Here is a 14,046-nt window from a genome sequence, read left to right on the forward strand (position 1 = left end):
ACTTTCGTCTTAAAAACTCCGTCGTATTTCTTTTGGATTCTCTTCATTTCGGAAAACCTCCTTGCCTACTCTCGGCAAGCCGATTTTCCACCTTAACCCCCTGTCTAAATTTTGGGGGACATTATACCGCTTTTCAATTTGGGTTCTTTCGCGTTTCGTTGGCGCGGATAGAATTTCAAAATCGTAAGCGGCAAAAAATTCTTTTGCTTTAGGTCGTATCGCATCCCACGGCGGATTGCCCAACACTACATCAAATCCTCTGCGTCCATGCGGAACGCCGGTGGGGTAAAACGCTTCGGGAAATGTCAAATCGTAGGGAATGGCGGGAATGCAGGTTCCGTTGCGCATCAGGGCGTATAATTCGTCTCGGCCAAGAGGAACTATTTCCGGTGCGACGCCCAAGCCGCGCGCCAGCATGTTGCGCAAGGCTTTGTTGTCCGGCAGCGTCTCCGGCAAGTCGCGGGTTTGCGCGATGGAAGAAACTAGCGCTTCATACGCCCCATCGTCGCAGCGCTCCGGCCCCAGCATAACGCCGCCGGTCCACGCCGCCGCGAGAGCACGGAAGGGAGCGAGTTTGCGATCCATCTCCCGCTTGAGCCGAGTTTTGTCTTCCATCTGGGCCAGCGTTACTCCTACTTCGGCTTCCAGGCGGGAAACATAGCGAATGGCGTCATGCAAGGCGTCGCTTAAATCCGTTTGAATCATCTGCTCCCAAAGATTTTCAATTCCTTTTTGGCTTCCCGGGCGCCGGAGCAGATCGGTCCAGAACGGCCCGGTGAGCGAATCGCCCACGATCAGGCGATGATCGAGAAACGTAAGCGGCAGCCCTTCGCCGTGGGCTTCGATCCAGAGCGAGAGCTTCGCCAGTTCCACCGCCAGCGGATTCTTATCCACGCCATAGAGGCAATGCACCGCCGCCAAACGGCGGCAGAGCGCCTCGGCCTTGCGCTGCGAGACGCCCGATTCCTCCCGTTCCGGCGCGCGGCTGGGAAGGTATTGGAGCATTTCGTCGTTGGGATCGGGCAAGTCGACGATGCGCTGCCGCAGCTGCCGCGCTTCCTCCAAGGCGGCTTTGCGTTCCTCCTCGGTTTTTGCGCGTTCGGCTCGGCTTTCCGCTTTCAAGGCCAGCTCGTCGCATAATCGGCAGGCTTCGTACAACGCTTCCCCCAAATAGCGGCAGGCTTCGACTAAGAAATGCCCGCTGCCCATCGCCGGATCGAGAACTTTGATCTTGAGAATTTCCCCCGGCTGGGGATTATCCTTTGGACATCGTTCCGCTAAAATTGGCCCCAAAGTCTCTTGCGTTAAAAATCGAACAAAGGAATGAGGCGTATAATAGGAACCGGTGGCTTTGCGTCCCAATCCGACGCGGAGATAAAAACGTCCGGGGGGAATTTCTTCCATCCATTCCACCTTGGTCTTCTTGCCTCGTCCGGAGGTTTCTTCCTCTTCTTCCGGTTCTTCCAACTCGTCTTCATTCGTTTCATCCGCAGGTTCTTCTATCGGTTGGAGCGGCTTGTATTTCTCGCCCTGAGCTGCGGGAACAACTACTTCCAACTTGCTGCGGCGCAGGCGGCACATGAGTTCGGTAGCAATTCCCGGCTCCAATTCGAGCAGCGCTTCATAAACGCGCCCCAGGTCTTCCACATCCAACGGTCCGTAATGCACTCGTTCGCGGGAACTCGCTCCGCGTTTTCGGGGCGTCGTCCACAACAGCCGGTCGAGCAGCAGCGCCGCGCCCCGTTCTCCCCAATGCCAGCGGGAGAGAATCGGTGCGGCGGCTTTGCCGAACAGCGCGCCGCCTAGAGGCTTGATATTCAATTCGGCGCATTCGAGTCCGCTCTCGAACATGCGAAAAATGGAACGCAATCCTTGTTCCAGAAATTCGCCCGTTTCCGCTCCGCGATCCAAAATATCGCGAACGACGCGAGTCAACGCCATGCTGGGCGAATAGGAGTTCCGCCAAAGACCGCTGGATGCGAAACTTAACGCGCGGGCGGGATCGTCGGTGGATTCCAACTTCAAAACGAATAACAGCCGGTATACGGTAATCAACCCTTCGCGCCACAGGTCTTTCGCCAGTTTTTCCCGATCTGCGCATTGCGACAAATACTCCCGATTCCGGGGATGATCCAATACCTCTTGCACGAACTTTTCAACCGCTTGCCGCGCCTGGACCCGCAGTTCTTTAGTAACGCGGGTTTGCTGCAAGCGCGCCTGTTCGACCAATTTCGGAATGGATTGAATTCCAGCTGGCGAGGCCAGCGCCAACAGCAGAATATACGAGTCGGGAACCTCCCGGCTGCGTTTCCAAAGAGGATCGATTTTAATGACGATCTGCGAATCGGGACGGGCGGGATCGCCAATTAACAGACGCAACTCCACGCCGTTGGTAATCAGCCCCAAACGTTCGCCTGAAGCGAGCAATACCCGTTGCGCGATGCGGGTATGACTGTAGCGATAGGCTCTGCCCCGTTTGGAGGGAGCATCCAGATCGATGTCGAAATCGACTGCCCATACGCGCAGTTGGATTTTCCCGTCTTGAGAGACCAAGAGAAAACCGCCGGATTCCAAGCCTTCGCGTGTTTTTACATCGGGAGACGATTGGAGCGCAGAATAGCCCAATCTCGATATCAACGGTTCGATCACTTGATTGCGAACCCGAATGGAACCGCCTCGCGCCGCCAATTCCCGCAGTTTGCGGCGATAAATATTCTAACTTTCTTGGAGCCGCTCGCCCTCCGTTCCTGCGGTTTTGGGAAGCAGTCCATGTTTTTTGAGTTCCTTCTCCAATTCATAACGAACAAACGGTTCGGAAAACGCCGGGCCGGTAAATGCGCAATCGCGGAGAATTTCAAGCGGCATGGCCGGCCTCCGGAATCAGCAAAAGGATGCCGATGGGAATCATTTCCGGTTCGCTCTTTTGCAGGCGAGCATCGAGATCGGCCATGCGTTTGGCATAAATGCGTAATACTCCATCCGCTTCGCTGCGTTTGGCGATCGGTTGGGATGAATCGGCGGCAAAGGCGGCCAATCGTTCGTGAGGCGAAGGTAAGGAAGCCCAAGAAGAAAGCATTTCGTTTTGAGTTTCCTGATCGAAAAGACTTAGTTGGACGGGTTGGGGAGTTGACGCGCCGGTAATTTCTATGGCCCGTTGCCGCAACCAATCCTCTTGTTGCTTTTTCTCTTCTTCCAACATTTTTTTTCTATGTTCGATAAACTCTCGAGCGATAGGTTGGAATTTATCCAAAGCGGCTTGTCGGGATGGTTCATTCAACCCCTCCGCCCAGGCGGCAAAATAATTCTTCCATATATCGGCCGTATTTACAGCTTTTGCCTTTTCCGCCCACGACAGCCATTCCTCGGCGGAAAGAAAGACATCCGGAATTGTTCCTTGAGATATTTTAACGGCGACTACCTGTTCCAATTCCCGGCCCGCCCTACTGGAAATACGGCCTAAATTGGTAAATAAAAGACATGGCTGCTCGACATCGGCTTTAACGGCGCTTACGCGCGGATCGAGTCCCTGATGGGCGGCGCCGCCATAGGACAGATGGCGCACCCGTTCAAGCGACCGCTGAACCAGGGGATGGGCGCGCCCTAAAAAACCGACGGCGCGTTCCTCCGAATCTTTGGTCACTTCCAAATTCGTGGTGAGCCGGACGCAGCGAGAAGCCGAATCGTATCCGGGAAGATCATCCAATCCATAATGCCAGGAAGGCGGAAGAACGAGTTGAAACGTTTCGTTCTCGACATTGCCTTGCGTATCCCCGCCATCCAATAAAACCGCATCAATCACAAACCTTGCCAAATCGTTAATACCGACTCTCTGGCCTTGAATGCGAGCGTTTTCCGCATCCTCCATTTGTTGTTGCTCGGCGTGCAGACCGGCGTCCCCCAACCAAACATGAGCGCGGGACGCTTTTTCATAATGATTAAGGCTCCGGTCAATTTCTTCCAATATCTCGCGCGTGGCGTCATCCGCTCCCTCATTTTCCTGGCCGGAATTAAAATCGAATAATGTTTCTTCCTCTTTGAAAAGTCGAGATTCTTCCTCGAGCAATCCTTTCAGCAATCTCTCGTTTCCGGCATCGATCCCTGAAGAGATTCCCAGCGTATTGGGAACGAAAGTGAGCCGCGCCCGTTGTCTTTCGTACTTTGCAATTAACCGCAACAAAATTCGTTCTTCAAAAGAGCCGCGCAAATACAGATAACGAACAATAGGATTCTGTTCTTGTCCGTACCGATCGATGCGCCCGTTCCGTTGTTCCAAACGGTTAGGATTAAACGGTAATTCCAGGTGGATGAGGTTGTGGCATCGTTGATGGAGATTGAGACCTTCCGCCGCGGCGTCCGTACTGACGAGAATCAAATTGTCCGAGGTTCGGAAACGCTCGGTGTTTATTCTACGGTCTTTTTCAGGATCATCCCCCTTGAGAGTGATTACGTCTCCGAATTTGGATTTTTTTAAGAATCGAACCACCGCGTCTTGGCTGGTTGTGTATTCCGTGTAAATCAGAATATTGGCGCGGGCTTCGTTGGAACGAATCTTGTGAATTTCTTCGACGAGTCGCCATAATTTGGGATCTTCTTCCACGGCTTTTTCCGTCAAAGACGCCAGATTATCGAGCGCTTCAACCACATTGGCGACTTTGGTTAATTGACGGGAACCGGAACGAACCTCCTTTTGCAATTCAGCCAATTGTTGAGCCAAATCCTCCGCTTCTAACAATTGTTTCTCTTCCTCTTCTTCCGGACTAATCACGCCAAACCGCTCCAGTTTGCGATGGTATTCGCGTAGAGTTTTGAGTCTTTGACGACGGATTTCTTGCATATCCGCTTTCTCGGCGAGTAAGCTTTGAAAGCGTTCGGCAACGACTTGGAGAGTCGATTTACAGGCTTCCACCGTAGAAACGCTGCGTTTTAATAACGAAATATACGCTAGCGCATTGTCATAGCGCCTTTCGCGAAAAGACCGGCGTAACTCCGGACCGATTAATTCCAAAAGGGCTTTGTTGAGTTTAATGAAATTAGGCGAATTTGCGGGTAAAGCGGTCACCGGGCAAGGAAACACTTCTCTTTGTTTAAAAAGACCATGAATATGGACTTTCAAACGCCTTACAACATGTTCCCGATATCGCTCGCCTCGCAACGCGCCGCGTCCATCCACCAAAGAGGGATCCAACAACTCGCATAGCGAGGCGAAAGAACGATCGTTGCCGTCGTGGGGCGTTGCCGTTAAAAGCAGCAACGAGTCGCATTGGCGCGCCAATATTTCCGCCAATCGGCGGCGTTGAGAATCCTCCCATACAGGATGCGATCCAACGTCCATGCAATGATGCGCCTCGTCGATTATAATGACGTCATAACTCGTTCGTTCCAACTGTTCCAAAATCCGTTCTTGTTTGAGAAAGTCGAGGGAGACGAGTCCCAAGGGAATAAAATCGAAAGGATTAGCGCCCAATTCGGTTTCTTTTCGGATTTCTTCCAGTTTTTCACGATCCACTACTATTAAACGGAGGCCGAACCGTTCGCTCATCTCCGTTTTCCATTGTTCAAGTAAAAGCCCCGCCGGAGATACCACAAGAATCCGGTGGGCAATTCGACGCGCCATAAGTTCTGTCAGGATCAGACCGGCTTGAATGGTTTTTCCAAGACCGACTCCATCAGCCAACAGAAGCCGAACCCGGCTCATTTGAAGCGCTCGCAGGACGGGTACTAGTTGGTAAGGCTCCATACGCAAACGCCCCGGTTGAACCGAAAGTAGGGCTTTCGGTCCCAGGGATTGTTCAAGCAAGAAGGCTTGGTGATAGATCAGCCAATTCCCTAGGGGAGCAGCTCGTTCGGGGCATAAATCGCGAATAACCGGTTCCATTTCTTCAAATGGAGAAAGAAGATCGAATTCATGATTCTTGAACGAACCCTCCAAACCGCGTAATCGGTATAGGATTTGTTGGCCTAATCGTTCAGAATAAACGATTTCCCACCGCAAACCGCGAGTAGCAACTTCAGCGCCGGGCAATAAATTTTCCATTCGAATTCCCTAAAATGCAAAAAAACTAATAAACAACGAATATATACAAATGAAATTTTAATGTATAGTAACATCTTACTTATTTATTGTCTCGACAAAACTGAAAAAATAAAGTGGATGTCGGCTAATCTTTTCGCGTAAATTTCTCCTGGCTGATCCATTCAAAGTCTTATTTTTCAGGTGGTTATGATTAAGTTTTAATGTATATAATTATAGTTGCGTTTGGCTGCCGTATCCCATCAAGTGGCGAGGGAATTCGGAGTAAGAGGGATGAATCAGGTACAATTGTTCCAAGAATCTGTCATCGGTTGGCGAAACGCCCATCACCTCTTATTTTCAATCTCCCTCCCCCCGCTCCGTTTATCCCCCATTTAAAAAATATTTCGCCAAAAATCAATTTCTCGTAGAAATTTTGAAATTCTTACGTTAAAACAGGACAAAATCGGCTCGTTACGTCAAAAAACAAAATAATTCGCTAGTGAATAATCGGTTTAACGATTGGGGAGGCTTTTCATGAAAAAATACTTTATTCTCTTCCTGCTTTCTCTGACAGCAATTCCCGGCGGCGCGGCGGAATATTCGCAACCTGGAAACGATGTTCAAAAAGTATATCATGCCCAGGCCTTTGGTCAGCTTCCGCTTCATTTCGAAGCCAATCGCGGGCAATTCGACGACGGCGTCGAGTATTTCTCGCGGGGGATTGGTTTTTCTCTATTTCTCACTGCCAACGAAGCCGTATTTTCGATTCAGATCCACAAGTATTTCTACAGGTCATACTTGAGAATACGGCATGGCACTCATAAGGGAGGAACCATTCTTCATCCATCCAACGAGCCCAAGAAGCACGATTCTTTTCTAAGAAACTTTTCTATTGCTAACTTCATAAGCATTAGCTAACGGTTTGACGCCGAGTTTTCTCGCTTAATTTTCGAAGCGAAAATGGAAAGAGAATCTATTTTTTTTAAAAATTCGTAGTATTTTAAAATTCTGTTTATATACTCTTTTACCGTTCCAATAATTCGTATTTGTACAAACCACGGAGGAATCCAATGAATACGAATTTCTTGCCGAACATCAACGCATTTTTTTGCCTCTTTTTCTCTTTCACTGTTTTAACGGCATCCTTTTCTTCCAGCTGGGCGATCACTACATCGGGAGCGATTACCGGCGAGGAAGTGTGGTCGGGTACGGTTTTTCTTACCGGCGACGTCACGGTGAAGAAAACCGGCAAACTGACTATCCTGCCCGGAACCATCGTTAAAATGGACGCCAACTTCGACGATCAACTCGCAGGGAAAAAGAACAACCGCATCGAAATCATCGTGGAAGAGGACGCTGTTTTCGATGCTCAAGGCTTGGAATCCAATCCCATCACATTTACATCCGCTTCCAGCGATCCCCAGCCGACGGAATGGTATGGCATTAGAATTTTCAGCAAGCAGGCGATTATGTTTTATTGCATTGTCGAATACGGCTGCGAAGCCTTATCTATCGAAGGCGGCCCACCCATCATCAGCCATTGCACAATCCAGAAGAATGGCAGTTCTCGTGAATATCATCGTGCAATACATTGTTACGCTTCGTGTGAAATTAGCGATAGCAATATTACAAATAATTTTTATTATGCATTATTTGTCGATAAATCTCAGGCACAAGTTACTCTAAATAACTGCAATATAAGTTATAATTACGTAGGAGTAAGTGGGTATACCGGTTCTATCTCGATAATCAATTGCAATATTATTGATAATAAAATCGAAGGTATAAAATTTGGTTCATACGCTAACGATGTTGTTAATTGCGTAATCGAAGGCAATGACATTGGCGTTGAATGGGGGATTGGGAAATTAGGCGCACAGGGATTTACAAAAAATATTATTGTTGGCAATCGAATTGGAATTAATAACAATTCTTCTTCTACAAAAATTGAATTCACTGGAAACGATATCTATGATAACGAGGAATACGATATATATAATGATCATACGGCTGGCATCATTGCCGATGGCAACTATTGGGGCGAACCGACTACTTCCGAGTTAAAACAAGGCGTATTGAATCTTAGTAAGATCTGGGACAGCCGCGACGATTCATCCGTCGGCTCCGTTGTCATTCATACATACAGCGAGTCGCCGTTGGTGACGGACAAGCCGCGGAATACGCCAACTCCCACTTATACGCTTACGCCTTCAAGAACGCCGACGTTTACAAAGACGCCCACCATATCGCCGACATTTACGCCGACGCCCACGCCGACGCTGCCGATGATGGATCGCATTCCCCAAGGCGCCGTGGTTATTACGGACGATTTATATCCCTCAGCGGGATTCATGACGATAATGGAAGATCTTTCCGGGCGATTCGATCAGGACGAGAGCGACGACCGCTGCTTGGCGATATGGTGGAATTATCCCAGCGCCATTACCAGCTCGATCGATCTTTATGTCAGCGTCAACGGCGGCGGCTACGAATTTATGTGCCGGATGGCGGGAACGAAAATCGGCGTCTTCGAATGGAGAGAAGGCAATCCGCTTTTTACGCCGAATAACGTTTACAAAAACGGTCCCGTCTTTGGCAATACGTATCGGTTCAGCATTCGGCCTTTGTATGCGCCGCAGGGCCATCTTTATTCTCAATCGATCTATTATATGAAAGTCGGCATGGATACGCCCACCGTCCCTCCCACGTCCACAAACACCTATACGCCGACATTAACGCCCACTCCCACTTTTACAAAAGCGCCGACCGCCACGAAAACTTCTACTTACACGCTGACTCCAACGCTGGTTCCCATATTTGTGAATCTTACGCCGGGAACGTTCATCCTTACGGACGATATGCAGTCCACGGTCGATTTGACGGGACAATTCGATCAGGACGATTCCCTCCGGCGCGCCCTGGCGCTGCGCTGGAAATTCAAGGAAACGAGCCTGCGGTATATCGATATGTATGTCAGCGTAAACGGCGCTAGCATGACTTATTTCGGCCAAGTCACCGCTTCGTCAACTTATTTCGAGTGGCGTTTGGGAGCCATAGCCTATCCCTCTTTCCAATCAGGCCCTCAGTTCGGCAATTCATATCGTTTTAAGATTTTCGGCGTTAAATATTCGGGCGATCCCGAGACGTTGGAGATGACGACGCCGGTCTATTTCATCAGTTCCGATGCGCCGACGCCGACCCCGACGAATTCTCCAACATCAACCAATACTCCTACGCCCATATCGACGCCAACTCCAACGCCGATCATGATGAACTTGCCGGACAATGTATTTATCGTAACGGACGATCTTAATTCGATTGACGATTTGATGGGAAGGTTCGATATGGATGACGTCAATCGGCGCATTTTGGTCCTGCGTTGGAAATTCCAAGAGACGAATTTCCGCTATATTAACATTTACGTCAGCATCAACAATTCAGTTATGTCCTATTTCGGCCAGGTCGATCCCTTGTCGGTTTATTACGAATGGAAAGAAAACTCGCCTTATATGGACGCCGCCTATAAAACAGGGCCTCAATTTGGAGTTTCTTACCGGTTCAAACTCTTCGGCGTGAAGGCTTCCGGCGATCCCGCAACCTTGGAAATGCGGCTTCCCGTTTACTTCACCAACGCCAACGCTCCCTCTCCCACATCGACAAAGACGCCGACATCGACGCCAACCGTCACGCCCACATTCACTTCCACGCCGACGCCCATTGAAATGAATCTACCCGCCAATACGCTCATCGTCACGGATGACCTCAATTCGATGGACGATTTGATGGGAAAGTTTGACATGGACGACGTCAATCGGCGCATTTTGGTTCTGCGTTGGAAATTCCAAGAGACGAATTTCCGCTATATTAACATTTACGTCAGCATCAACAATTCAGTTATGTCCTATTTCGGCCAGGTCGATCCCTTGTCGGTTTATTACGAATGGAAAGAAAGTTCTCCTTATTTGGACGCCGCTTACAAAACAGGACCTCAGTTCGGCGTTTCTTACCGGTTCAAACTCTTCGGCGTGAAGGCTTCCGGCGATCTCGCGATGCTTGAAATGCCGCTCCCCGTTTATTTTGCCAATTCAAACGCTCCGACTCCTACATCGACGAGGACGCCTACCTCGACGCCTACTTTCACGCCTACGTTCACTTCTACGCCGACGCCCATCAAAATGAATCTACCCGCCAATACGTTCATCGTCACGGACGATCTCAATTCGACGGTTGATTTGACCGGAAAATTCGACATGGATGACGCCAATAATCGTGCTCTGACTCTGCGTTGGAATTTCGGGATTAGCGCCATTACGGATATTCATATTTACGTCAGCGTCAATTTGAAGGAATACGCCTTCCTGGCTTCGATGCAAAGCGGAATCGCCGTCGATTACGATTGGCGGCAAGATGCGAGATATCTCGATGCGTCTTTCAAAGACGGACCTCAGTTCGGAAATGTTTACAAATTCAAGATCGTCGCCATTCGGGAAGGATCGTCTTCTTCGGCTTTGGAAATCAACAACGGAATCGTTTTTCTGCCGATGAGTTCATCGACGCCGACGCCTTCCAACACGCCCGCATTGAAATTAACGCCGACCTTGACCCCAACCGGAACGAGTACGCCGACGAAGACCACAACGCCCACGGCGACGCCGATGCCTATATCAACGCCAACCCTGGCGCCCACATTCACGCCAACGTCCGTTCCGACGGCAACGCCGACGATTACGCCGACGTTGGCTCCAACATTCACCGCTACATTCACTACTACAAATACGCCAACTACGGCGCCGACGCTAACGTTTTCTCCTTCTGCTTCACCGACGCTTGCGGATACGCCGACGCCCACTTCGACGCCAACGTTCAAACCGGCGGTTTATGTGAATTTCACCGTCTACGTCATCGACGAGACTAGCAAAAAATTGGTTCCTGACGCTTATGTAATCTACGTCTTGGACGATATTGAAGCCTTCAAGAAAACCAATGAGTATGGCGCCGCCGTCATAAAAATTCCGGAAGGCGTAAATAAAATTACCGTCGAAAAATCCGGTTACGATACGCAAGAGGTTGAGGTAAATGCAAGTTCAACATCCTTGTTTATCCAGGTTTTGTTAAAGCCCAATCAGATGGAAGCGACTTTCTCTCCGACAGCCGCTCCCACCGCAACGCCGACCCTCAAGCCGGATGAGGTTTTGACTTTAGCCGTGTTGTCTAAAAATCGGTTTGTGGAATTGTATGGGCAAGAAAGAACCACGGCGTTCTTGAATAAACTGAATATGCTTTTGCAGCACAAGACGGTGTTGGGCGAAATACTGGATTTGGATCAATACACTTCCGTGCGGGATAAGTATAAAGCCTGGGACGCGGACAGCCAACAATTATACCAGGGAACCAAAACGGAAGGACAGGACAATATCCGTATGGCTAATGCCATAGCGGAAGACATAAAAGCGATTATCGGGAGCAAGCGCATCGAGCAGAAATACGCCAAAGTGAAGTATCTCGTCATCGTCGGCTCGGATGCAGCTATTCCATTCTATCGCGTAGAAAACCAATCACGAACCAATAACAGCGAATTTAATTATTACAAAAAACTGGATCAGACCCACCCGCTGTCCATCGCGCTGCGCCAAGACCGGCTTTTAACAGACGACTATTTCGCAGACTCCACCCCATCATGGATGAAATCCGACTTGGAAAAGGAACTATACTTGCCTAACGACTTGTTAGTAGGAAGGTTAGTGGAAACGCCGGAAGAGATGAGCGCCATGATCGACGCTTACCTAGCCAACAACGGCCAGATCGATTTCGACAAAGCGTTAGTGGCGGGAAGCGATTCCTATACCAACGGCGCAGACCTGGCGGCGCAAATCCTGTCTTCCGACCTGGGCCTCGTCAATCGCTTGCCGGAAGGGGACGATCCCTTCGAACTGATCGACGCCATGAAAGCGAACAATTCCATTAATATTTTAGGATTGCATGGAACGCACGACAAGATTTACCGCACGAAAATGGTATCGCCCTTATCGGCAAAATCTGCCAAAACTCAATTCAATGCTATGCTGGGTACTATCATGCTGAACTGGGGCGGCCACGGAGGATTGAATCTCGACCGTCGCATCGCCAATCCAACCAAGGAATACGATAATTTTACTGACGTCTTCATGAAAACCGGAGTTGGAGCGTATTTAGGAACCACGGCCTTCGCCGGTTCCAGCCTGGAAAGCATCGGCTTCACGGAACTGTTAGGATTGCGGTTCATCGATGCGCTCATCTCAGGCACAGCCTCCATGACCATCGGAGAAGCCTATCAAAAAGCCAAGCGCGAATACTGGTTGAACGAAAGCAACGGCTTAGCGGATTCGAATCTTAGTTTAGAAGAAGTTAAGCAAAACATAAGCGACGATGCGAAAGTGCTGTCTGGAATGATTCTCTATGGCTTACCCATGTTCCGGGTAACCTCCAGCGAGCAAGGCAAGATCAATCCGCTGTCGGAAAAAACATACAAAAACCCGTTCGATTTGAAACCGATGAAAGTAGAGCCAAAAGCCGTAACTGGAAGCCTCTTCCAAGTACAACTGGGAGCCGCGCTGAAAGACAATTACATGAAGGAAAACCAAACGGGAGCCGGGCGCTATTACGCCTTCAATGGAGTGACGCAGACGAACGTCAACGAACCCATCCAGCCAAGAATAGGCTTCTACACCGGCGCGGAGAGTTTCTTCCCCAAAGGCGCAGTCTTGGAATCGGCGAAGTACGTCACGCTAACGAACTTCGATCCCGTTATAGAAGGCGGAGCGTGGGGCGATGAGAACGTGAATGAAGGCGTATTCGAAAAGAGCGGTTATTTTCCGGCCATCCCTTTCACAGTAAACACAATTCCGCAACAAGGCAGCATTCCCCCGCTGCAAAAATTCGTTTTCATCGCGGGACAGTATAATAAAGACAAGCAATCGGAGCGCTTATATACGGAAGTGAAGTACAGCACCTATTACATGGGCGAAAAGACGGACGCAACCGCTCCAATCTTATCAGAACCCGTCTTCAATACGGACAGCGAGCCTCAAATTAGCATACAAGGGTGGGATCAAAGCGGCGATCCGCTGTATCGCGTCGTCCTGACCTATACGGACGGCGAGGGAGAATGGAAAGCCCTGGATATGACGAAGTCCAGCGGCAACCCCAAAGAATGGCAAGTGAGCCTATGTGGACAGTACTTGGAAATCTTCTTTCAGGCGGTCGACGCTTTAGGCAATGTGAAATACATGGACAACCAAGGGCAATACTACAAGCCCGTTCTTCCTTGTACCGGAATCGATTTCTACACTTGGCTGAAATTATCGGTGGAAGGATTCTAACCGGCTAAAGAATAATGGAAACGCGGAGACGGCGGGCGCAAGGCTGTCCCCGCGTTTTGCATACTCAAAACCCACAAGACATCTTCCAGGTTTTCCGTTGAATTCTATATCCAATACTCCTCCAATATGAAATCCCTCATTAAAAATCTACCAGTAAAAACATCGAGCATGATAAAGGAGGACAAACCATGGATATCTTTTACCAACTGTTTGGCGGGATGCTTGCGTTCGTTTATCATTGTTTCGACCGGATCGTAATCAACGTCTATTTATCCGGATTGTCCCACCCCGAACTCGACGACTATTTCTTCCATCAGGCGCTTGGAATCGATTGCATCACAAAAGAAGCGCTGGCCAAAAGAACCCAAGACTATCAAAAGTGGGTAGGATTGTGACACGCGGAATCGGCATTCAGGGACCAGGCTGCACCTCCTAATCCCACAAGACATCGCCATGGCGAATTTTTGTTGGGCATCCTTATGCAAATCTTCATAGGTATAGACTTTGAGATCATCCCCAATGGAACTTATCTGACGTTCTCTTTTTACGGAGACCAATCAATATAACAAAGTACCTGCTCGATAAGGATCACAACTTATACCCCGCCAAACACCGGAAATGTTCGAAGTTCTGCTCGATTAAATACTCCAACTTGGAATCCATGTCCCGCAACTG

At 49.4% G+C, this 14,046-nt stretch carries 6 protein-coding genes; 3 read left to right on the forward strand and 3 right to left on the reverse strand.

Translation table 11 applies throughout. The features are described from left to right. Positions 1-9 precede the first annotated feature (9 nt). The 3 genes from AB1656_16990 to AB1656_17000 form a co-directional block, all read right to left on the reverse strand. Positions 10-2,649 carry a hypothetical protein gene (locus AB1656_16990; protein ID MEW6237082.1) on the reverse strand — a complete coding sequence of 880 codons (2,640 nt, stop codon included), beginning with the start codon at positions 2,647-2,649 and terminating at the stop codon, positions 10-12. A 66-nt stretch (positions 2,650-2,715) separates the two neighbouring features. Next, positions 2,716-2,865 carry a hypothetical protein gene (locus AB1656_16995; GenBank protein MEW6237083.1) on the reverse strand — a complete coding sequence of 50 codons (150 nt, stop codon included), beginning with the start codon at positions 2,863-2,865 and terminating at the stop codon, positions 2,716-2,718. Beyond that, complete coding sequence (locus tag AB1656_17000) at positions 2,855-6,034, reverse strand: helicase-related protein (GenBank protein MEW6237084.1); 3,180 nt, start codon at positions 6,032-6,034, stop codon at positions 2,855-2,857. Before AB1656_17000 ends, AB1656_16995 begins: the two co-directional genes overlap by 11 nt. Before the next feature lie 513 nt (positions 6,035-6,547). On the opposite strand from AB1656_17000, the gene AB1656_17005 reads away from it, so the two are divergent. The 3 genes from AB1656_17005 to AB1656_17015 all read left to right on the forward strand — a co-directional run bounded on the left by AB1656_17005 (position 6,548) and on the right by AB1656_17015 (position 13,766). Next, complete coding sequence (locus AB1656_17005) at positions 6,548-6,931, forward strand: hypothetical protein (protein ID MEW6237085.1); 384 nt, start codon at positions 6,548-6,550, stop codon at positions 6,929-6,931. A 152-nt stretch (positions 6,932-7,083) separates the two neighbouring features. After that, positions 7,084-13,371: a right-handed parallel beta-helix repeat-containing protein gene (locus AB1656_17010; GenBank protein MEW6237086.1), complete on the forward strand. Its 6,288-nt coding sequence runs from the start codon at positions 7,084-7,086 to the stop codon at positions 13,369-13,371. A gap of 188 nt (positions 13,372-13,559) precedes the next feature. Then, the gene (locus tag AB1656_17015; GenBank protein ID MEW6237087.1) at positions 13,560-13,766 is read left to right on the forward strand and encodes a hypothetical protein; all 207 of its coding nucleotides are present in this window, start codon (positions 13,560-13,562) and stop codon (positions 13,764-13,766) included. Positions 13,767-14,046 lie beyond the last annotated feature (280 nt).

It is taken from the genome of Candidatus Omnitrophota bacterium (genome assembly GCA_040755155.1).
In the GTDB taxonomy this organism is placed as follows: Bacteria; Hinthialibacterota; Hinthialibacteria; order Hinthialibacterales; family Hinthialibacteraceae; genus JBFMBP01.